The following is a 20,265-nucleotide window of genomic DNA, read 5'->3' as shown; positions in this document are numbered from 1 at the left end:
GGGAAAGAAACCTACCTGTCTATAGCAGCGACACGGCTAATGAAAAGGAGAAAATAAAGGGCCACCATCACATGGCAGCCCAATATTGTATAGAGAGGAATTTATAAGTTCATACGTTTGGGGGTTATTTCAAAACCACCTTCTTGCCGTTGTGGATGAAGATGCCCTTCTGAGGAGCAGCCACACGAACGCCCTGCAGAGTATACCATGCGGCATCGTCGGCAGCGGCAGCATCAACGCCACTGATAGAGAGAGTCAGCTTGTAGGTCTCCTCGGCAGCCTTAAGGTCTTCGAGAGCCTTCTCCACATCTTCGAGAGTAGCGTCAGCGTTGTCGCAAACGCCCTGCGCCTTGTCGATGGCAGTCTTGAGAGCATTGGCATCAGCGTCGGCCTCAGTGTCCTTGCCCTCTATCAGAGCATTGGCTTTCTGAATCTCGGCAGCCAGTTCCGCTCTTGCCACACTCATGGCGTATGCCTCCTCGGCAGCCTTCAGCTTCTCGATGGCAGCGTTAACCTCAGCCTTTGTCTCGGCAGAATCGTAAACGCCCTGAGCCTCGTCGATGGCAGCCTTGAGAGCCTTTGCATCCTCGTTGTTCTCCACATCGGCATCACCGAGCAGAGCGGTAGCCTTAGCTATTTCCTCAGCTAGGAGAGCCTTCTCGGCAGTGATGTCCTCCGGCACGTATTCCACGAGCCAGCGAGAGTCGCCGATCTGGAATTTAGCCTGCTGCGAAGAGGCAGCCACGGTGAAGTCACCGTTTGCCGCATCAGCGAAACCTGGGTCTGTGTTGTGTGATGTGGCGGTCTGGTCAGAACCCTGCTTTGTCTCGTCGGTCCAGCCGGTCTGCTCAGCGCCGGCATTGATATATGTGTTGTTCTCATAAACCACGGTAGGATTGTTGGAGTTCTGTCCTCCGAGCCATCCGCGCACCTCATTGCCGTCCTGTGTACAGTTGGCAATGATGGAGTTCTTGAGAGTAAGAACGAGAGACTTCTGTCCCTTGCCCTGGAAGTTGTTGAACTGCTTGCCTACAGCCACCTGATAGAGAGTGGAGTTTGTGATAGAAGTAGCCTGCTTGTATTCCACCTGGTCACCGTCGAGGTCTCTCACTCGGCCGGCGGTCTTGATAAGCTGTCCTGTGTGTCCCGCTTTAGACCAGAGAGTGGAGTTGCTGATGCTGAGAGAAGCAGGATAGCCCTTGAAATCGAACACGTTGGCAGAGCCCACGAGTTCCACATTGGCATTCTCTACCACTACCTCACCGACGTAAGACTTCTGTGCATCGTTGAGCAGAGATGTAGAGAGCGAACTGATCTTTACGTTCTTTACAGCCACGATGTCAACGCCCTTGTAGCCGGCGTTCACCGTTCCGTCCTGATTGAAAGCCGGCTGGCTGCCGCCTTCTATCTTCACGAGAGGTTCTGTGAGAGCGCTGGCGTCGATTGTGGCAGGAGCCGTGGCATCGCCGAGAATCTGGACAGAAGCCGGTGAAGAGATAGCCTTGCTCACGGTATATGCACCGTTGGCAGCAAGGTTAAGAGTCACGCTGCCCACCTTGTCGCCGGTAGCCGTCACAGCCTCTGTCTCCTCTGCCACCACTGCGGCGAGGTCTTTTCCTGTTTCCACATCCTTGTTAATCTGAATCCATCTGGCATTGCGGGTGATGGCTACAGGCTGGAACTGGGCATTGTCGTTGAAGCGGCTGATAACACCGAGGATGTCGTATGTGGCATCGGCAACAGGTTCGTCGATGGTCAGACCGAACTGGTTGTAGCCGGCAACGGCAGCCTCATCCTTCTTGATTTCAAAATTCCTGCTGTCGGCAGCCGGTGCGGTATAGGTAACGCCCTTGAGCACAGCCACCTTGTTAGCGTTCTCCAGTGTAACGTCGGCTGGTGTCACCTCATCGTATGTCAGTTCGTCTTTCACTCCCTCAACGGCAGTGAGCGCAGTAGTAGGAACCACCTCGAAGAGACCCTTGTAGAAGGAAACCTTGCCCTGCCATCCGGCAGTGATATGCTGTCCCGGCTCGAAGGTGAAGCCTCCGGCAACGTCGTATGCGAAGGTAACGCCGGTAGCGTCTTTCAGATAGAGATGCTTGGCTGTAGGAGCGGCTGTAACGACAGCCTCACCGCCAAACACGAATTCGGTGCCATCGGCAAGCTGTGTCAGTTCGGCGATGTTTGCCACCGTAGGGATGGCAACGAACTGCATTGTTGCCACTGCGCTTGCATCCTTTCCCTTATATGCTTTAGCCTTGACGGTTGCTGTGGCATCGAGAGAGAACGGAGCGGTATACTCCGTGCTTGCATCCGTAGGATCGGTTCCGTCGAGGGTGTAGTATATCTTGGAATCTACTGTAGAGCATGCCAGGGTCACTGTGGTAGTGCCGATGAACGGTGTCGTTCCCTCGATGGTAGGAGTGGCTACCGAAGCGGCTGTTCCCTCAACGATTGTCAACTCAGTGATGTAGGCGCGCTTTCCGGCAGTAGCGATGGTGATGGAATTCACCGTGGTGTTGCCATCCATCGTCACTGAGTATTCACTCACCTCGTCGGTCAATTCCGCAAATTCAGTACCAGCCACTTCCAGTGTCTTCTCGGTATCCCTATACCACATTGCCTTGAACTTGATTGCTGTAGGCTTTGCTGGAGCAGCGAGGTTGAGGGTCATGGATCCCGGCTTGGAACTTGCTCCGAGCTTGAGTCCTCTGCCCTTGCGGGCGAGGTAGACATTATTAGCATCGGTAATGCTTTTAAGATTTTCGGAACCAGATTTCACGATTTCTTCCATCGTTGTAATCTTCGTCGACGAATCTTTGGTTCCAGTGCCTTCATTGAAGACAATCACCTTGTCTGCCGACATTCCCATCACGAAGCATAACAGGAACGTCCAGATTAGTAAAAGTTTTTTGTTCATAGAATTAAGTGTTTGAATTAAATTTTAAAGAGATCAGTTTTATCGTAAAGCCGAAGCTTAACTTTGGCAAAGTTAATGCAAGGCGAGAGGAGAACGAAATGAATCCATCATTCATTTCTTATCCCGAGCCGAAGCTTAACTTATGCAAAGTTAATAAAAATCAAGACAGGTTGTTCCCTTTACATACAAATTCTTAGACGGGTATGTATAAAAAAAACTTAGCCAACGCTTCACAGCGCCAGCCAAGCAACTAATTAATAGACATATTTATAAAAAGGAACGTTATCTAAATTCATGTAAGCAAGATAAAGTCCGCATTGTCATTACTGTAGATGTGACAAGTTGACGAGGGGACAGGCTGATTGAATATGTCAGAAAGCGTTGTCGACGTTTGTAGAAACGTGAAAAACTATGTATCTATCCGCTCGCCTACTTGTCCACTACAGAACATGATAAAAACTTTATCGCTGTAAAGATACCCAAAACTTCACAGCCCTTGCTTGTATTTCATTGATATAACGGCCATTTTCTATTTTTAATGCATGAGAAAGTCTTAAAAGGTATTAAAATTAGTACACATAAAACCGACATGTTTTTTATGGTTTTCTTCTGCAAAAGCATGCAATTGTTGTCTGCTGACGAGTTTATTTAACCCAAATCGGTCATCAGACCGTCCTGTGTAATTATTCTATGACTGAATGTAATATCTTACAACTGCTTGCTGCATACAAAGCAAACTGCATCACGGAAGAAAAACAAATAAGGTTGAAATTGCAATTCTTATCCTTGCGATTCTCTCCTCTCGATTTAAATAATTACCTTTGCAGATGTCTAAACAAACGATATAAAGTCATGGAAATATCTGAACTGTACAGAATCTTCGAGCAACACCCCGTGGTGACTACCGACAGCCGCGACTGCCCGAAAGACTCCATCTTCTTCGCGCTCAAAGGAGCGTCGTTCAACGGAAACGCCTTCGCACAGAAGGCTATTGACGAAGGATGCGCCTTCGCCGTGGTAGACGAAAAGGAATTCGCCAAGGAGGACGACAAGAGATTCATACTCGTGGACAACTGTCTGAAGGCATTGCAGCAACTCGCCAACTACCACCGCAGGAAACTCGGAACAAAGATTATCGGCATCACCGGAACCAACGGAAAGACGACGACAAAGGAACTCGTGGCGACGGTGTTGCAGAAGAAATACAATGTATTGTATACCCAGGGAAACTTCAACAACGACATCGGTGTGCCGAAGACGTTGCTGAGACTGAAACCGGAACACGAAATCGCTGTAGTGGAGATGGGAGCGAGTCATCCCGGCGACATAAAGGAGCTGGTGGACATCGTGGAACCTGACTGCGGAATAATAACCAACGTGGGAAAGGCCCACCTGCAGGGCTTCGGATCGTTTGAGGGTGTGATAAAGACCAAGGGGGAGCTATACGACTTCTTGAGGGAGCACGGCGGACAGGTGTTCATACACAACGAGAACGAACATCTCAGGGGTATCGCCGACGGACTTCAGCTCGTGAGATATGGCACCACTGCCGACGCCCCGTCGCTGGCGGTATGCGGAGAGGTGGTGAGCTGTGCACCGCTGCTCAAATTCCGCTGGAAAAAGGCTGACGGAGAGTGGCATGAGGTGCAGACGCATCTCATTGGCGCATACAACGTGTTGAACATGCTTGCCGCGGCATGTATAGCTGACTTCTTCGGAGTGGACGAAGAGGATATCAGCACGGCGCTGCGCGACTATGTGCCGACGAACAACAGATCGCAGCTGGAAGTGACGGATTCAAACAGACTGATAGTTGACACCTACAATGCCAACCCTACGAGCATGAAGGCGGCATTGGAGAATTTCAGACTCATGCAGGTGGACCACAAGATGGCTATCCTCGGCGACATGAGAGAACTGGGAGAGGTGAGCCATGAGGAGCATCAGAAGGTGGTGGACTTCCTGAAGGAGAACGGCATCGACAACGTATGGCTGGTGGGTGAGGAGTTCGGAAAGACGGACTGCAACTTCCGCAAGTTTCACGATGTGGAGGAGGTGAAGGCTGAGATTGCCGCCAACAAGCCAGAAGGGTTCTACATCCTCATAAAGGGAAGCAACGGAATAAAACTCTTCCAGCTGCCGGCTCTTCTATAGAATCCCGAGCATTATTGATTCTTCGTTACGTAAAATCCATAATTTCGCAAAGCACTATGTTACAGAACAATCCATTCCTGACAGAAGGCTATTTGTCGCCAGAATACTTTTGCGACAGAGTAGAAGAAACAGCCCTACTGACACGACATCTTACAAACGGATGCAACGTGGCACTCATCGCTCCACGACGTATGGGAAAGTCCGGACTAATCTACAACTGCTTCAACGAAGAGGAAATCAGAAACAACTACCATTGTATCTACATAGACATATATGAGACAAAGAACCTGAACGAATTCGTATATGTCATGGGCAAAGGTATATTGCGCGAACTGAGGTCACAAGGACGCAAAGTGTGGGAATCATTTCTAAACATAATGCAATCTCTGAAATCAACCATCACTTTTGACATCAACGGCAACCCGGAATGGAACGTCGGACTTGGCGACATCGCCAGCCCCGATATAACACTCGACGAGATATTCGAATATCTGAACCATGCCGACAAGCCATGTATTGTGGCAATCGACGAGTTTCAAACCATTGCGAGCTATCCGGAAAAAACCGTTGAAGCAGCATTGCGCAAACGCATACAGAATTGCCACAACGCAAAATTCGTATTTTCAGGATCTAAACGACACATGATGGCATTGATGTTCGCATCCGAATCACGACCATTCTACAACAGTTCCAGCATTATGGGACTGGAACCTATAAATAAAGAAGCGTATTTTGATTTCGCCAACCATCATCTGTCAAAAATCAACAGATCCATATCCCACAAAGCTTTTGAGTGGATTTACCAGTCGTTTGATGGAATAACGTGGTATATACAGTATATTCTGAATATGCTTTACACGCATGCCATATCAGAATCCACCATCACCACAGAGGATGCGAAAAGCGTTATGACAGCCATCTTGTCACACCATCGGTTCGTGTATGAATCGCTGCTGTTCCAACTTTCGCCTAAGCAGAAGCAGGTCTTGCTTGCCATCGCTAACGAAAGAAATGCCACCGGAGTCACTTCACAAGCTTTCCTACAGAAATACAAGCTTGGATCAAGCACGGTACAGGGAGCCATAAAAGTTCTGACAGAACGCGATTTCATCTCATACGACAATGATTCGTATCAAGTGAGCGACAGATTTTTCAGAGAGTGGATAATAAAACGGTTCTGATTATCCCCAAACAGTCATCAGGCAACAAGGTGCTGGTTTTCATAACTATTCCAAAATCAGAGCTCGCCCTAATGACCAGTTGAGGGTTAAGGTCTATGCCAAAAGCCAAGCTTGCCCTAATGACCAGTTGAGGGAGAGGGGCTTAATACTGGACTTATCCGGCAAATGAAGATAAACAAAAAACAGAGGATATGCCTCAGACTTTAAGTCTTCGGCATATCCTCTTATTCTTTCAATCCCTTCCGCTGCAATCTCCGTTGTCAGCAGGAGAGAGATGAGTCGTGCTATGATTAGTCGAGCTGAGCGAGCTTGTTGTCGCTGCCGAGCACGTCAATAATCTTGTGCTTGTACATAACCTCCATCAAGTCGCGAGCAGGACCGCAGTACTTACGTGGGTCGAACTCAGCTGGCTTTTCAGCCAATGTCTTGCGCACAGCAGCTGTGAATGCGAGACGAGAGTCTGAGTCGATGTTGATCTTGCAGACAGCGCTCTTTGAAGCCTTGCGGAGCTGCTCCTCTGGAATACCTACTGCATCTGGCAACTTGCCGCCGTTGGCGTTGATGATGTCAACATACTCCTGTGGAACTGAAGAAGAACCGTGGAGAACGATTGGGAAACCAGGAAGTTTCTTCATAATCTCGTCGAGCACGTCGAATGCCAATGGAGGAGGAACGAGACGGCCTGTCTTCGGGTCGCGTGTGCACTGCTCTGGCTTGAACTTGTAAGCTCCGTGGCTTGTACCGATAGAGATGGCAAGTGAGTCAACGCCAGTCTTTGTAGTGAAGTCGATAACCTCCTCAGGCTTTGTGTAGTGAGATACCTCAGAAGCTACCTCATCCTCAACACCTGCCAATACACCGAGCTCACCCTCTACAGTTACGTCGAACTGATGAGCATACTCTACAACCTTCTTTGTCAGAGCCACGTTCTCGTCGTATGGAAGAGAAGAACCGTCGATCATCACTGAAGAGAAACCGAGGTCTACGCAGTTCTTGCAAAGCTCGAAGCTGTCACCGTGGTCAAGGTGCAATACGATTTCAGGATGCTTGCAGCCCAATTCCTTGGCGTATGCAACAGCACCCTGTGCCATATAGCGCAACAGCGTTGGGTTAGCGTAGTTGCGGGCACCTTTAGAAACCTGCAGGATAACTGGAGACTTCAAATCTGAAGAAGCCTTGATGATTGCCTGCAACTGCTCCATGTTGTTGAAGTTGAATGCTGGAATGGCATATCCGCCATTAATAGCTCTGCTAAACATGTCTCTGGTGTTTACCAGGCCTAATTCTTTGTAACTTACCATAGTATAATACGTTAATTATAAATTAGTTATTGTCTTAAGTTTTTGGATATGGGGCTGTTATCCTCATAAAATCTGTTACATCGGCAAAGTTAGCACTTTATTTTGGGTAAACAAAGCGAAGTAGTGCTTTTTAATGTTCCTTTTTTATGAATTTGATATAAATTAAATCCTCGGAGCACTAAAATGGCATTTTTCAAGACGGAGATTGCAGAATGCGTGTCATATTGGCAATAATGCTATCAGATGGTGCTGAAGCGCTTGATGAGTTTGCGTCGGTACATCCTACCTATCTTTATATATTGTATGCCGTCGAATGGCGGGAAGAAATAACACTGGTTGTCTCTCACCTCCATCAGATATTTTATGTTGATTATGTATTTCTGGTTCACCTGCACGAAATTCTCGTCGAGCGCCATCAGTATGTCTTTGTTGGCACATCTCTTGAGGCGTATCGGTGTGTCGCATCGCGTTGCCACCACTTCCCATACTCTCAGGTCGTGGTTGTATTGGAACACACAGATATCCTGTATCTCGACGAGTCTGAAGTCCACGGCGTTGGTATATAGCAGCAATTTGTTGTCTTTCTTCTTCAGCGCACTGGTGACCGCCCTCTCCCTGCAGCAGTCGTCGTCAGTTTCCTCATCGTCGATGTCGATGTTTTTGTCGTCCTTTCCTTTCAGCTGCTCACGCTCCACTCTGATGTCTTCAAGTTCTTCTTCCAAGCGTGCCATCACGGTCTCCAGTTCGTTACCGTCTATTGGTTTCATGAGGAAATCGAAAGCCTTGTTTCTCAGAGCCGGCAGCGTGTAGGTGCCATAAGCGGTGTATACCACGGCGAGCGTGTCTTTGCATCCCTCGTCTTTCATCCTGCCGAGGAAGTCGATGCCTGTCATGTCGGGCATCTCCACATCCAGGAATACCACCTCGGCGTGTGTCGTCTTGAGCAGTTCCAGTCCGTCCTTTCCGTTGTTGGCAAATCCTGCCACGGTGACGTTGGGATAGTTTTTAAGTTTCTTTGCCAATGCGTCGATTGCCGTCTGTGTGTCGTCTACTATTATTATATCCATAAGTGTTCGTCTTTCTATCTGTTCGTTATATTTCTCTCAGTCCCTGCGGAAAGCTTATGCTTGCCTCGCATCCACATGTGTTTCCGTTTGTGTCATGTACGTTCCTTACCGTAAGGCTGGTCTTTCTCTTGTTTCTCTGGTTCAGCACGCTTATCGTGGTGCGCAGGATGTCGAGTCCCTGTCCTGTAGAGGCAGTGCGACGGATATCGAATCCGTTGCCATTGTCGCCCACCGTCACCGTCATTCCTCCGCGCCCGTCTCTCCTGACGGTGATATGCAGCAGCTTCTTGCCTGCCTTGCCTCTGAGGGCATGCTTGATGGAGTTCTCCACGAGTATCTGCACCGTCATCGACGGTATCATGAACTCTCCCAGCACCTTCCTGTCTATTCCGTCGCCCAGCGTGAGTGAATATTCAAAGTCGTCGCCGATGGTCTTGCGCTCCACGTTCACGTAGTTCTCCACGAAGTCCAGTTCCTCTTCGAGTGTAGCCATCTGCTTTCCCGTCAGGTCGAGGTTCTGCCGTATCAGTTTCGAGAGCAGCAGCAGTTCGTCCGCCTCCTTCGTTCCGTCGGCGGTGGTTATCCTGTTGTTCAGCACGTTGAACACAAAATGCGGCGATATCCTGTTTCTGGCGTTCTGCAGTCTTAGCGTGAACACCTTCATCTGTTCTGAAAGTCTTTTCTTACGGATATATGTGATGCCGTAGGCTATTACGAGCATAAGCACAGCGACGGATCCTATGGCACCGGCTATCACGTAATGCGCCTCCCTCACGTCGTTCTCCTTGCTTTGCATCTGTATCTGGTGGTGCAGCTGCAGCGTGTCTTGCGTGAATCTGTTCATCAGTTCCGCCGCTATCATGTGCTGTCTGTTGTTCACAAGCGAATCTGTTTCATGTATCTCTCTTGAGAGGTTCTTGAAAGCCATACGGTAGTTTCCCGTCGCTTCATAGTATTCACGCTTGTATTTGTTGCGTATCGCCTTCAGTCCTGGCTCCACGCTCTCCGGCGTATCATCGAGCGAGGCGAGGCGGTGTGCCTCTGCCATATTACCCCGTTTCATGGCGAGTCCCAGTTCCACGGAGTGTGTATAGTACAGTGCCACGGCATCGTCGCATGCTGTGAAGAAGGTGTCTGCCTCTGTAACATACTTCTCAGCCTCATCCAGTCTGTTGAGATTGAGCAATACGTCCGCCATGTTCACCTTGCAGATGAACATAGAGTAAGATTTTCCCATATCGAGCCGTTCGTGCAGTTTCTCCAGTCTCACAAACTGCTTCAGCGCTTCTTTGTATTCCTTTTTATAATAATGGTAGTTTCCTATGCTGGTTATGAGATATATCTGCATGTCGGGGCTCATGAGATTATACATCTTCTCTGTGGCATCCAGATATTTCTTTGCCGACTTATAGTCTTCGAGCATCATGTATACTCTGCCCAATCCCATATACAGAGTTATGTTTCTTGTGGGTTCCAGCTGGAGGGAGTCAACGAGGAAAAGCGCCCTTCTATACCACACCGCCGCATTCGGCAGGTCGGAATCGAAGGAATAGGCATCGGCGAGATTGGCACACACGTCGGGTGCGGTCTCCATCCTGTCGCTCCTCATCAGAGCCTCGTATGAGAGCCGGTACTGGCGTATAGCCTCCTTGGGCTGGCGTCTGAAACTATGCAGTGCCACACCTTTGCAGTTTCTGGCAAATCCTATTATTCCTTCCGTATGGGCGTCTTTCTCCTGTTTTTCGAGAAAGTGCAGAGTCCTGTCGGTCACGGCAGTGGCGGAATCCGGTTCCGATTCCGTAAGGTATATCTTTCCCAGACGGATGTAGTATTCATAGTATTCGGCACTGTCTTTCGCCTCTTTCATCCCCTGCTCCGCCATCGTCCTTGCCATCGGCGAACGGAAGGAAACGGAGTCGTCAAGTGCCCGCAGACGCTTCAGCGACAATGTGTCGGTTGTCTGCCTGTCTTTTCTCCCTTGCGAGCATGAGGTAGTGATTGCCGCCACTACTGTAAACATCAGTAGCAGCGCCATAAACAATGCGGTGTAGGTTTTTCTGTGATTCGTCATGGCGAGTCGGTGTGATGGGGATATTGACTTGTAGTATGGTTCCTACTTTTCCATTGTGCAAATATAACAAATTAATTTTACAATCTTTAAGGATTTGCCGGAAAAAAGTATTACCAATATCGGCCATCCAACCTACCATCAACACAATATTCCACAATAACGACCGCTTAATCACACCCAGACTCCATTTAATCCAAAAATAGCTACATTTGTGTTTATGTTTGCCATGACATCAATATAAGCGGATTGGATGCCCTTCTATTGCTTTCCGGGCAATATCGGACCGTTTCCTTTGCCTATTCCGGCATCCTTGCCTCGCATGATGGCGTGGGCAAGAAGAGCCTTCGCCTGAGGGATTGCCGACGGGATGTCGAGTCCTTTCAGCAGGAATGCCGCTATTGCCGACGACAGGGTGCATCCCGTGCCGTGCAGATTGCGTGTGTCAATCCTTTCCGACTTGAAGCTCTGGCTGCTGCCGTCGGGATTGAACAGGCTGTCGGCGAGCACCTCTCCGTCGGAGTGTCCGCCTTTTATCAATATCGAGGCATGCAGGGCGTCAGCCAGAGCGCCGCCCTCACAGACTATGCCTGTCTTTGCTGCCAGGAACTCCGCTTCGGGGATATTCGGGGTGACTAGCGTACAGAGCGGCATCAGCTCCTCCACCACCACATCGAGACAGTCGGCAGCCATCAGTCTCCTGCCGCTGGTTGATATCATCACGGGGTCGTAAACGACGTGGCAGTCGTGAGAAGCCTTATATTCCCGCAACGCCGCGGCTATGACATGCGCCACCCCGGCATCGGGCACCATGCCTATCTTCACCGCCTTAACGTTCAGATCCGAGAGCACCGCCTTCAACTGGCTCTCCACCACGCTGCCGCCGACCGGCATCACACCGGTAATGCCCATCGTGTTCTGGCTCGTTATCGCCGTTATCACCGTGGCGCAGTAAACCCCTACCGATTCCATCGTCTTCAGGTCCTGCTGTATGCCGGCTCCTGCCGACGAGTCGGATCCGGCTATCGTCAGTGCTACGGGAGTCAGCTCCCGGGACACGCCTTTCCAGGCATCGCCCAATATCATGGCGCCGCCGAATCCCATCCTCAACACATCGTCGAGCTTCCCGAAGGTAACGCCGCCCAGCGCCATCACCTTGTCGTCGATGATGCCCCGGTCACGGGCTTCTCTGATTTCCTCTGCCGTGAATGCTGAATGATAGCCTCGCTTGGAAATGGAATCGAAGATTGGCGAGAGCGACACGTAGTCGCACCGCTTCTTCCATTCCGCCACTTCTTCCAGCGAATGACAGCTGCGGCTCACGCTCCCCGTCCAGCCCTCGGGAGGCAGCGGGTTGCGGCTGTTCAGATGCACACCGTGGAGGGAATACCGCAGGGCAAGTTCATGGTGGTCGTGAAGCACGAGACTGCCGTGCCATCCGGCAGGAATCTCCCTTATCAGCTTCTCCACTTCTGCTGCCGTGGCTTCGGGCTTGCGTATATGCACGAGGTCCACCTGTCCCTGGAGGAGCTGCACTATCTGCGCAGCCTCTCCAGAGAAGAAGTGTGGTAGAGTTATTACTATTGTCTTCATTATTTTCCGAGTTTGCCGAAGAGGTCGAACGAGGCATCCCAGTCTTTCCACACCGGTTCACGTCCCAGTTCTCTGAGCCGCTGGTTTATCACCGATGCCTTGCGCTCATCGCTCACGCTGAACTGCTCCAGCGCCTGCGGATAGGTGTGGTATCCACCGGGGTTCACCTTCGATTCTGCCGACATCGTGGTGACTCCCAGCGTACACATGTTGTCGCGGATATATGCCGGTTCGCGTGTAGAATAAGAGATGTCCACGTCGTGGTCGAAGATTCGCATGGCAAACGTAGCCTGTGCCAGTTCCCTGTCCGACATATAGCAGTTGGGATGGAATCCCTCGTTCTGCGCCGGCCGCATACGTGGGAAGTTCACGCTGTATTTCGTTCTCCAGTAATGCTTCTGCAGATAGCGCAGATGGTATGCCATCATCACCACGTCGGTGCGCCATTCCTTTTCCAGTCCGATGAGCACTCCCATACCGATGGAATGCACTCCTGCCTGTCCCATTCTGTCGAATCCGTTGCACCGCCATTCAAACTTGCTCTTCATGCCTCGCGGATGATAGAGGTTATAGTGTTCTCGGTTGTATGTCTCCTGAAAGCATATCACTCCGTTCATGCCATGGTCGGCAAGAGTCTTGTAGTCTTCTGCCGAGAGCGGCATCACCTCAATCTTCACGTTGGAGAAATATTTCTTCGCCAGGTCTATTGCCTTGGCGAGATATGGCACACCTGCCTTTGCCGGGTTCTCTCCCGTCACGAGCAGGATGTTCTCAAAGGGTGCCAGTTCCTTTATCGCCTTATACTCGTTTTCTATCTGCTCCATCGTGAGTATGGTCCTCGCCATCTTGTTCTCCACGTGGAATCCGCAGTAGACGCATGAGTTGGCACACGAGTTGGTGATATAAAGAGGTATGAACATCGACATCGTCTTGCCGAACCTCTCCTCGGTGTATTTGCGAGAGAGCCTTGCCATCGTCTCAAGATATGGCGTGGCGGCAGGCGAGATCAGCGCCATGAAATCGTCAACGTTGCAGTGGTCTTTGGCGAGCGCCCGGCGCACGTCGTTGTCGGTCATGTGAGCGATGCGCTCTGTGGTCTCGTCCCAACTTATATTTTTTAATTCTTCGCTAAACATATTCTTTTTCTTGTTATCATTTCTTTGCGCACGGTTTGTACGCATATTTCCTCAGTGTCGTTATCGACGGCGACTTGCCGCACAGCGCACAGTCTTCGTTGCGCCCCACGTCGAAGCGCCGCCACTCCATCGTCAGCGCATCGAGTGTGAGCAATGCATCGGTGAGCGTACTGCCCATTCCGGCGATGCTCTTTATCGTCTCCGTAGCCTGCACGGTGCCTATCATTCCTGCCAGCGGACCGAGCACACCGACCATGGAGCAGGTTTCCACCTCTGCCACAGCGGGCGGTTCGGGGAAGATGCAGCGGTAGCATGCCGTACCGGGCTGGTGGGTCATCACCTGTCCGTAATATCTGTTTATGCCGCCGATGGTGAATCCCTTGCCGAGCATCACACTGGCATCGTTGACGAGATATTTTGAGGCGAAATTGTCCGTCCCCTCCACCACGAAGTCGTATGGACGGATAAGGTCGGTGGCGTTGTCTTCGTTGAGATACGTCTCATACACCTCCACCTCTACATCGGGGTTCATTGCCCTCAACCGCTTTGCGGCGGTTTCTGCCTTTCCGCTCCCCACATCATCGGTGGTATAGAGCACTTGTCGCTGCAGGTTTGCCACCGAGACGAAGTCGCCATCCACGATGCCGATATGTCCCACTCCCGCCGCAGCGAGATACATCGCCACGGGAGAACCCAGACCGCCGGCACCCACCACGAGCACCTTGGCATCGAGAAGGCGCCGCTGGCCGTCACGCCCCATTCCGTCGAGGATGATGTGTCGGTCGTAGCGGCGTCTCTGTTCTGAAGTCAGTTCCATCATTTCTTGAATTTCCTCAGGTCGTGGGTCAGCTTGGCAGCACAGAAGTTCGGACCGCACATCGTGCAGTATTCGCCATCTGTGTGTCCTGCCTCCTCAAAATACTGCAGGGCGCGTTCCGGGTCGAGCGACAAGTGGAACTGGTCTCTCCATCTGAACTCGAAGCGTGCCTTAGACAGGGCGTTGTCGCGCACCATAGCTCCCGGATGTCCCTTTGCGAGGTCGGCGGCATGTGCTGCAATCTTGTATGTCACCACTCCCACACGCACGTCTTCCTTGTTTGGCAATGCGAGGTGCTCCTTCGGTGTCACGTAGCAGAGCATCGCTGTTCCGAGCCATGCTATCTGCGCTCCGCCGATGGCACTCGTGATGTGGTCGTAGCCTGGGGCGATGTCGGTGACGAGCGGACCGAGGGTATAGAACGGTGCCTCATGACAGTGGTCGAGCTGGCGCTCCATGTTCTCCTTGATTTTCTGCATCGGCACGTGGCCCGGTCCTTCGATGAACGCCTGCACGTTCTTGTCCCATGCCCTTGTCACGAGTTCGCCCATGGTGTCGAGCTCTGCAAACTGTGCCGCATCGTTGGCATCGGCGATACATCCTGGGCGCAGTCCGTCGCCGAGCGAGAGTGCCACGTCATACTTCGCCACGATGTCGCAGATGTCGTCGAAGTGCTCATAGAGGAAGCTCTCCTTCTCGTGGTAGAGACACCACTTGCTCATGATACTTCCGCCGCGGCTTACGATACCGCAGAGGCGTGTGTCGGCGAGGTGTACGTTGTGCAGACGGATTCCGGCATGGATAGTGAAGTAGTCCACTCCCTGCTCACACTGCTCGATGAGCGTGTCGCGGTATACTTCCCAGCTGAGGTCTTCCACCTTGCCGTCCACCTTCTCCAGTGCCTGATAGATAGGCACGGTGCCTACCGGTACCGGACTGTTTCGGAGAATCCACTCTCTTGTCTCGTGGATATTGTTTCCGGTAGAGAGGTCCATCACGGTGTCGCCGCCCCATTTGCACGACCATACCGCCTTGTCCACCTCTTCCTCGATGCCTGATGATGTGGCTGAGTTTCCAAGGTTGGTGTTTATCTTCACGAGGAAGTTCCTGCCGATGATCATCGGTTCGCTCTCGGGATGGTTTCTGTTGGCTGGTATCACCGCTCTGCCTCGGGCAATCTCGTCGCGCACGAACTCCGGTGTGATATGTGTCTTGATGCCGAGTTCCTCGCAGTTCATGTTCTCTCTGATAGCCACATACTCCATCTCCGGCGTTATGATGCCTGCCTTGGCGTATGCCATCTGTGTGGTGCCGCCCTCGCATGCCGGACGGTTGTCTATCCATGCCTGGCGCATCTTGGGCAGTCCCTTCTTCAGGTCCACCTTGTATTCAGGGTCGGTATACGGGCCGCTCGTGTCGTAGATATACACGGGAGCGTTTGGCGTCATGTGGGGGATGCCATTCTCGTCTTTGGTCACGGTGGGGGTGAGGTTCACCTTTGTCATTCCCACTCTTATCTCCGGGAACAGTTTACCCTGCATATATGCTTTCTCTCTCTGTGCGTATGCTTTGTTATCTTGTGGCATAGTGTGTGATATTAGGTTATGTATTCTTGATATGGTTTATTTGTCGAGGAATGCTGTGAGTGGCGAACTTGCCTCGGCGCAGTCGCTGATGGCTCCCAGTCCTGCCTCGTAGGCTCTTCTGCCGCATACCACGGCTTCCTTGAAGGCTTTTGCCATTTCCACAGGGTTTCCTGCCACGGCGATGGCGGTGTTCACCAGACAGGCGCTTGCTCCAATCTCCATTGCCTCGGCGGCATGGCTCGGAGCACCGATACCTGCATCCACTACCACTGGCACCGTGGCCTGGTCGATGATGATCTTGAGGAAGTCTTTCATTCTCAATCCCTTGTTGGTGCCTATCGGTGCGGCGAGCGGCATCACAGTGGCTGCTCCTGCCTCTTCGAGGTGCTTGCAGAGTGTGGGGTCTGCCTGGCAATATGGCAATACCACGAAGCCCATCTTCACGAGTTTCTCCGTTGCCTTCAGTGTCTCTATAGAGTCTGGCAGCAGATAGCGTGGGTCGGGGTGGATCTCGAGCTTCAGCCAGTTGGTGCCGAATGCCTCGCGTGCCATCTGTGCCGCGAAGACTGCCTCTTCAGCATCGCGCACGCCGCTGGTGTTTGGCAGCAGCTGGATGTTAGGGTTCTGGGTGATGTGGGCGAGCAGGTCGTCGTTCTTGTCTTCCAGTTCGATGCGCTTCATTGCCACCGTAACCATTTCCGTTTCCGACGCTTTGATGGCGTCTGCCATCAGGGTGTTGTCGTTGAACTTTCCTGTGCCCAGGAACAGGCGGGAATTGAATTCCCTTCCTGCGATAACTAATTTTTCCATTCTGTATGTTGTTTTGAAGTTTTACGAATTTACGAGGGGAGCGACATACCGCCCGGGAAAGGACAGTCGTAGTCTCTCCTTTTTATCATATTGCCTATGGCATCTGCCGTTCATGAATTGCCAACAGCCGCATTATCTCCTGCGCCTTCTCCACCGGGTCGTCAGCCCGGAGTATCGTGCCGCTCACGGCGATGCCGCTGACTCCGGTAGCCATGATGGCGGTGATGTCGTCGGTGGTTATTCCGCCTATCGCCACCACAGGCATGCCGATGTCCCTACGATTCATCTCTGCCACGATGTTCTCGTAGCCGCCGATGCCGAGAACCGGCGAGAGCTTCTCCTTGGTGGTGGTGAAACGGAACGGACCGCAGCCCACATAGTCGGCGCCGCTCTTCCAGTGGTCTTCCACATCGGCGATGGTGTTTGCCGTACCGCCGATGATGAAAGTGTCGCCAAGGATGCGGCGTGCCTCGCTGATGGGCATGTCGTTCTTGCCAAGATGCACTCCGTCGGCTCCCAGCCTCTTCACCATCTCCACGCGGTCATCGATGACGAACGTGGCGCCTGCCTCGCGACACATTTTCTGTGACTCGACGGCTATCGGCTCCACCTCGCTGTCGGCGGCTCCCTTCATGCGCAGCTGTATCCATCTGCAACCGCCCTCGAGCGCCATCCTGATACCGCCGAGATAGGTGGTATTGCCGTTGGTGTGGGATATGAACTGCAGACTGAAATTTGCCTTTGCTTCTCTGTTCATCATGTGGCTATCCTCCGCAGAACGCTTTTATTATCACTATGTTGTCACCCTCTTCCACTGGCGTTGTGCTCCAGTCGGTACGGGCTACGAGTTTGTTGCCGATGGCAACGGCAACTCCCTTTGCCGGCAGCTGCAGCTCCTCGGCGAGGCCGGCAACGCTCTTTGCGGCGGTCTCTGTCTCTTTGTTGTTGATGTTTACTTTCATTTGCTTTCCTTAGTTATGGTTAGTACCTGTCAAGGCTGTGCCCTACGGGGCGATGGAAACCTTGTCAAACCGTGATGAACGGTTGGGTGATTTTCCACAAGCAGTTATAAGATATTACATTAAAACTGCCTGATGACCAAATCTATTTTCTAACGGAATGCCTCTGAAAGTGAGTGGAAAAGAAAAAGCCCCTATTCCATGCTCTTCCGCATGAAGTAGGGGCTTTATTATAGGTTATATCAATTCCCTCCGGCAGCATTACCTGCATCAGGTTAATGTGGGTATAATCTCAGCCAATTTCTCAGCACCCCGTGTTTTTTCTCTTTGCTTGCAAATGTAATGATAAAAAACGAGACACTCACCACTATACGACGACGTTTTTCCGTTTTTAACCGATGTTAACGTGTAGGCAAGGTGGTCATCGTATGAATGATTTTTCTCCTGGAAAGTATCATAGTATCATTTTCGAGCCTCCATTCGGGCATAATCGTCTGACATACAAGCAGATGGCGGAATGATACTTTTCCATTTGCTTTACAGAAATGTATCATAGAAGTATCACTGAAGTATCATGACAGTCTGAAAGGGTACCCATCCTGACCTTAAACCCATCCTGACCTTCCCAAAGGGAAGAAACTGGTTACTCCGCATACTGTCATCAGCCCCCACCTAGCCTCCCCCGAAGGGGAGGGACAAATACCATTGACTGTCTGATTGTAGTTACAACTTGTCGGTTCTGGATTTTGTCTTAAAAGCTTCACGAAATGGGCAAGGACACAAATCAAAAAATGAAACACGGATAGCACTGACTTTACACGGATTAGTCTTTTCACGGATTCATTTTTTGATGATGCACGGGTAGTGCCCAAAACTGTGCCCAAAGTTTCCATAGAAAGAAACGTCAGTAAGGGGATGCAAAGCGCCAACATAACAGACTCTTTCCTGTTGATGAGGAATCAGAAGTCGATATTAATCGACTCACAGATATATCTATTCCGTGTTGTTGTAGTTGTGTGCCTAGCCTTCGGCAGGGACACAAATCAAAAAAATGAAACACGGATTGCACGGAGAACCACGGATCGGTCTTTCACGGATATAGCCCCCACCTAACCTCCCCCGAAGGGGAGGGACAGATGGTCTTGGTTCGTCTCAAACAAGTGGACAAGCAGGATTCTGCTTAAGCCCAGACGGAGTTTGCCATATAGGGGACAAATGGGCAACATCCGTGCAGCAAACATGCCCAAGTGGGGCAACGTGCTTGCCCAAAGTGGGCAAGCTGCTTACCCCGGATGGGCAGATTTACTGTCAGAGGTCTGCCCAATAAGCTAACACCAAACGGTCATTCGGCAGTTCAATGTAATATTTTATAACTGCTTGCAGCCTTACGCTTTTCCTTTCATCAGCCAACCATCCAGACAATTGCCTGACAATCGCCAGACAGTCAACTACCTGCTTATCAGGATATTACGGCGAAGAACCAGACAATCTGACAGTTTTTTTGAGAAATTCCTGTTTTTACTGAAAATCAGCATGTATGTGCATCTTTTACTCATATCTGTCACTGCAAACCAATATTATTTCTATCCGCCCATCATTTTTCCTCCACCTATGTCATCTTTTGGCACTCATAATCTATACCTTTGCCGTCGCGACACCAAACAGCACCACCATGACAATAAAACCCATGTTACGCAAGATACTCACCAAAGTGATAAAACTCTTCTGTCTCTTTATCATGACAGCAATCACAAGCGTATGCTACTTCGAAATCGGACATGACAAAGGATGGCCACGAGCCGACATCATGTACTCCCACTACCACAAGACCGTTGCCGGCATCATTGCCCACATCCCCTCCCCTGCCAATACGATAGTCAATGGCTTCGACTACATCAGTGACAAAATAAGACCCATCACGCAGCGACAAGAGTACCGGAAACCAGAAAAAGAGGAGCCGACCAAGATTTTTCAATGGAAAGATGAGGATTATCCGAAACTTTTACTACATTTGCAAATGGAAGGGCAGCAACAGCGTTAGGCACATAATCCTGAAGCTGGCAGTCCCGGAAATGACGCAAGAAATCTTGTGGACGCGAGCAAGCAAATAAGGGTGTACCAATAACTTGTGTGCACCGTGACGGTTCTGTAAGTTGAAATCTGGTAAATTTGAGCTGAAGTAGAAAAGAACTGGAATTTGTTTGAGCGAGTCTGCACCATGATATGGTGTAGGCTCCTCTTTCATATCCTCTTTTCTACGGGTTTTACCAGAGCCTAACTTACAAGGGAATATCGAGAGAAGGAGTCTACGCCTTTCTTTTTCCCCTCTATGAACCATTATGAACTTGTACGGGTCAAGGCATCTGATTATCTTTGCACATATTTATAATATCGTACCTTGTCCCACAACATCGATACGTCAAACAACTTAAAACTTACAGCCTATGAGTAAAGTTTTTCAAGTAAGGCCGAAGTGCATCAAGCGTTCCAACGGCACCGTACTAACCCCCGATATGGTAGTGACGGTAACCACTCAGCAGCACACCACCACCCCATTCTACAACGGCGCCAAAGAGCTCCAAGAAGTCTACATGCGCATCTACGCCTTCGACTACAAAAAAGCATGCTGCAACCAAAATGATTTTGAATTTAGGAAGTTGGACTAAAATAAGG

General features: G+C 50.7%; 15 protein-coding genes. 4 read left to right on the top strand and 11 right to left on the bottom strand.

Translation table 11 applies throughout. The annotated features are described in order from the left end of the window. Positions 1-124 precede the first annotated feature (124 nt). A complete protein-coding gene (locus tag QVO99_RS01265) occupies positions 125-2,920 on the bottom strand; it encodes a DUF5123 domain-containing protein (protein ID WP_022315776.1) in 2,796 nt (931 codons plus the stop codon). 852 nt (positions 2,921-3,772) lie between these two features. Between QVO99_RS01265 and QVO99_RS01260 the strand changes: the two genes are divergently transcribed. Together QVO99_RS01260 and QVO99_RS01255 are read left to right on the top strand one after the other, a co-directional pair. Next, on the top strand, positions 3,773-5,074 hold the full coding sequence (locus QVO99_RS01260; RefSeq protein WP_022315775.1) for a UDP-N-acetylmuramoyl-tripeptide--D-alanyl-D-alanine ligase: 1,302 nt from the start codon (positions 3,773-3,775) through the stop codon (positions 5,072-5,074). Positions 5,075-5,130: 56 nt separating this feature from the next. Continuing rightward, on the top strand, positions 5,131-6,255 hold the full coding sequence (locus QVO99_RS01255) for an AAA family ATPase (RefSeq protein WP_022315774.1): 1,125 nt from the start codon (positions 5,131-5,133) through the stop codon (positions 6,253-6,255). A gap of 290 nt (positions 6,256-6,545) precedes the next feature. Here QVO99_RS01255 and QVO99_RS01250 read toward each other — a convergent pair whose 3' ends face one another. The 10 genes from QVO99_RS01250 to thiS form a co-directional block, all read right to left on the bottom strand. Then, positions 6,546-7,556: a class II fructose-bisphosphate aldolase gene (locus tag QVO99_RS01250; RefSeq protein ID WP_022315773.1), complete on the bottom strand. Its 1,011-nt coding sequence runs from the start codon at positions 7,554-7,556 to the stop codon at positions 6,546-6,548. Positions 7,557-7,795: 239 nt separating this feature from the next. Beyond that, positions 7,796-8,623 carry a LytR/AlgR family response regulator transcription factor gene (locus tag QVO99_RS01245; RefSeq protein WP_022315772.1) on the bottom strand — a complete coding sequence of 276 codons (828 nt, stop codon included), beginning with the start codon at positions 8,621-8,623 and terminating at the stop codon, positions 7,796-7,798. A gap of 25 nt (positions 8,624-8,648) precedes the next feature. Beyond that, the gene (locus tag QVO99_RS01240) at positions 8,649-10,694 is read right to left on the bottom strand and encodes a tetratricopeptide repeat-containing sensor histidine kinase (protein WP_022315771.1); all 2,046 of its coding nucleotides are present in this window, start codon (positions 10,692-10,694) and stop codon (positions 8,649-8,651) included. 258 nt (positions 10,695-10,952) lie between these two features. Continuing rightward, entirely contained in the window at positions 10,953-12,284 is a 1,332-nt protein-coding gene (thiD, locus tag QVO99_RS01235) for a bifunctional hydroxymethylpyrimidine kinase/phosphomethylpyrimidine kinase (protein ID WP_022315770.1), read from the bottom strand. Next, positions 12,284-13,420 (bottom strand): 2-iminoacetate synthase ThiH, encoded by a 1,137-nt coding sequence (gene thiH / locus QVO99_RS01230; protein ID WP_022315769.1) that lies wholly within the window; start codon positions 13,418-13,420, stop codon positions 12,284-12,286. Before thiH ends, thiD begins: the two co-directional genes overlap by 1 nt. A 16-nt stretch (positions 13,421-13,436) precedes the next feature. Beyond that, positions 13,437-14,240 (bottom strand): HesA/MoeB/ThiF family protein, encoded by an 804-nt coding sequence (locus tag QVO99_RS01225; protein ID WP_022315768.1) that lies wholly within the window; start codon positions 14,238-14,240, stop codon positions 13,437-13,439. Continuing rightward, positions 14,237-15,823: a phosphomethylpyrimidine synthase ThiC gene (gene thiC / locus QVO99_RS01220; RefSeq protein WP_022315767.1), complete on the bottom strand. Its 1,587-nt coding sequence runs from the start codon at positions 15,821-15,823 to the stop codon at positions 14,237-14,239. The genes QVO99_RS01225 and thiC overlap by 4 nt, the downstream gene beginning before the upstream one ends. A gap of 36 nt (positions 15,824-15,859) precedes the next feature. Beyond that, on the bottom strand, positions 15,860-16,633 hold the full coding sequence (locus QVO99_RS01215; RefSeq protein WP_022315766.1) for a thiazole synthase: 774 nt from the start codon (positions 16,631-16,633) through the stop codon (positions 15,860-15,862). A gap of 94 nt (positions 16,634-16,727) precedes the next feature. Further along, a complete protein-coding gene (locus tag QVO99_RS01210) occupies positions 16,728-17,393 on the bottom strand; it encodes a thiamine phosphate synthase (protein WP_022315765.1) in 666 nt (221 codons plus the stop codon). Positions 17,394-17,397: 4 nt separating this feature from the next. Further along, positions 17,398-17,595 (bottom strand): sulfur carrier protein ThiS, encoded by a 198-nt coding sequence (thiS, locus tag QVO99_RS01205; RefSeq protein ID WP_022315764.1) that lies wholly within the window; start codon positions 17,593-17,595, stop codon positions 17,398-17,400. A gap of 1,684 nt (positions 17,596-19,279) precedes the next feature. Here thiS and QVO99_RS01200 point away from each other — a divergent pair. Then, on the top strand, positions 19,280-19,633 hold the full coding sequence (locus QVO99_RS01200; RefSeq protein WP_288176847.1) for a hypothetical protein: 354 nt from the start codon (positions 19,280-19,282) through the stop codon (positions 19,631-19,633). A gap of 403 nt (positions 19,634-20,036) precedes the next feature. Beyond that, positions 20,037-20,258 carry a DUF6140 family protein gene (locus tag QVO99_RS01195; RefSeq protein WP_022315762.1) on the top strand — a complete coding sequence of 74 codons (222 nt, stop codon included), beginning with the start codon at positions 20,037-20,039 and terminating at the stop codon, positions 20,256-20,258. Positions 20,259-20,265: the final 7 nt, after the last annotated feature.

The organism is Prevotella sp. CAG:592 (assembly GCF_000436015.1).
GTDB classification, from domain to species: domain Bacteria; phylum Bacteroidota; class Bacteroidia; order Bacteroidales; family Bacteroidaceae; genus Prevotella; species Prevotella pectinovora.
The sequence above is the reverse complement of the archived record's forward strand: the minus strand, read 5'-3'. Positions and strand labels throughout refer to the sequence as shown.

Coding starts and splice junctions, on each gene's coding strand:
- QVO99_RS01265 (WP_022315776.1), bottom strand. CDS start 2,920: ATGAACAAAAAACTTTTACTAATCTGGACGTTCCTGTTATGCTTCGTG.
- QVO99_RS01260 (WP_022315775.1), top strand. CDS start 3,773: ATGGAAATATCTGAACTGTACAGAATCTTCGAGCAACACCCCGTGGTG.
- QVO99_RS01255 (WP_022315774.1), top strand. CDS start 5,131: ATGTTACAGAACAATCCATTCCTGACAGAAGGCTATTTGTCGCCAGAA.
- QVO99_RS01250 (WP_022315773.1), bottom strand. CDS start 7,556: ATGGTAAGTTACAAAGAATTAGGCCTGGTAAACACCAGAGACATGTTT.
- QVO99_RS01245 (WP_022315772.1), bottom strand. CDS start 8,623: ATGGATATAATAATAGTAGACGACACACAGACGGCAATCGACGCATTG.
- QVO99_RS01240 (WP_022315771.1), bottom strand. CDS start 10,694: ATGACGAATCACAGAAAAACCTACACCGCATTGTTTATGGCGCTGCTA.
- thiD (WP_022315770.1), bottom strand. CDS start 12,284: ATGAAGACAATAGTAATAACTCTACCACACTTCTTCTCTGGAGAGGCT.
- thiH (WP_022315769.1), bottom strand. CDS start 13,420: ATGTTTAGCGAAGAATTAAAAAATATAAGTTGGGACGAGACCACAGAG.
- QVO99_RS01225 (WP_022315768.1), bottom strand. CDS start 14,240: ATGATGGAACTGACTTCAGAACAGAGACGCCGCTACGACCGACACATC.
- thiC (WP_022315767.1), bottom strand. CDS start 15,823: ATGCCACAAGATAACAAAGCATACGCACAGAGAGAGAAAGCATATATG.
- QVO99_RS01215 (WP_022315766.1), bottom strand. CDS start 16,633: ATGGAAAAATTAGTTATCGCAGGAAGGGAATTCAATTCCCGCCTGTTC.
- QVO99_RS01210 (WP_022315765.1), bottom strand. CDS start 17,393: ATGATGAACAGAGAAGCAAAGGCAAATTTCAGTCTGCAGTTCATATCC.
- thiS (WP_022315764.1), bottom strand. CDS start 17,595: ATGAAAGTAAACATCAACAACAAAGAGACAGAGACCGCCGCAAAGAGC.
- QVO99_RS01200 (WP_288176847.1), top strand. CDS start 19,280: ATGTTACGCAAGATACTCACCAAAGTGATAAAACTCTTCTGTCTCTTT.
- QVO99_RS01195 (WP_022315762.1), top strand. CDS start 20,037: ATGAGTAAAGTTTTTCAAGTAAGGCCGAAGTGCATCAAGCGTTCCAAC.